This is a genomic window from Rhodococcus sp. APC 3903, assembly GCF_030407755.1.
Classification (GTDB): domain Bacteria; phylum Actinomycetota; class Actinomycetes; order Mycobacteriales; family Mycobacteriaceae; genus Rhodococcus_F; species Rhodococcus_F erythropolis.
Window position 1 is genome coordinate 1 of the sequence record NZ_JASDCV010000087.1, and the last position, 1,180, is coordinate 1,180.

Genomic DNA, 1,180 nt, shown 5'->3' on the forward strand with positions numbered 1-1,180 from the left:
CTGTGATTGTTGCGGGAGCTCGTACCCCGATGGGTCGACTCCTCGGATCGTTGAAAGACCTCTCCGGGTCCGACCTCGGCGGCATCGCCATCAAAGGCGCCCTCGACAAGTCCGGAGTCGCCCCCGAACAAGTCGACTACGTCATCATGGGACAGGTCCTCACCGCCGGCGCCGGCCAGATGCCCGCCCGCCAAGCCGCCGTCGCCGCCGGCATCCCCATGAACGTCCCCGCCCTGAGCATCAACAAAGTGTGCCTCTCCGGCATCGACGCCATCGCCCTCGCCGACCAACTCATCCGCGCCGGCGAATTCGACATCGTCGTCGCCGGCGGGCAGGAATCGATGTCCCGCGCACCCCACATGCTCGAAAAAAGCCGCGAAGGCTTCAAATACGGCGACGTCACCCTCCGCGACCACATGGCCTACGACGGCCTCCACGACATCTTCACCGACCAGGCCATGGGCCTGCTCACCGAACAAGTCAACCAACAAGAAACCGCCCACATCACCCGCGCCGAGCAGGACGCCTTCGCCGCAGCCTCACACCAGAACGCGGCCCGCGCCTGGAAAGACGGCTACTTCGACAACGAAGTAGTCCCCGTCTCCATCCCCCAACGCAAGGGCGAGCCCATCGTCTTCGCCCAGGACGAAGGCATCCGCGCCGACACCACCACCGAATCCCTCGGCAAACTGCGTCCCGCGTTCAGCAAGGACGGCACCATCACCGCCGGCTCCGCCTCCCCGATCTCCGACGGCGCCGCCGCCGTGATCGTGATGAGCAAAACCAAAGCCGAAGAACTCGGCCTGACCTGGATCGCGGAAATCGGCGCCCACGGCGTCGTCGCCGGACCCGACTCCACCCTCCAGTCCCAACCCGCCCGCGCCATCGCCAAGGCCTGCGCCAAGGAAGGCATCGACCCCACCGACCTCGACCTCGTCGAAATCAACGAAGCGTTCGCCGCCGTCGGGATCGCCTCCACCCGCGAACTCGGCCTCGACCCCGCCAAGGTCAACGTCAACGGCGGCGCCATCGCCGTCGGACACCCCCTCGGCATGTCCGGCGCCCGCATCGCCCTGCACCTCGCCCTCGAACTGCAACGCCGCGGCGGCGGCATCGGCGCAGCCGCACTCTGCGGCGGCGGCGGACAAGGCGACGCACTCATCATCCGCGTCCCCAAGGC

At 67.5% G+C, this 1,180-nt stretch carries 1 protein-coding gene; it reads left to right on the forward strand.

What is annotated here, in order from left to right:
• Positions 1–2: 2 nt before the first annotated feature.
• Positions 3–1,180 (forward strand): acetyl-CoA C-acetyltransferase (locus QMA15_RS32625; protein ID WP_069147353.1); only part of this gene is annotated, 1,178 nt, incomplete at its 3' end.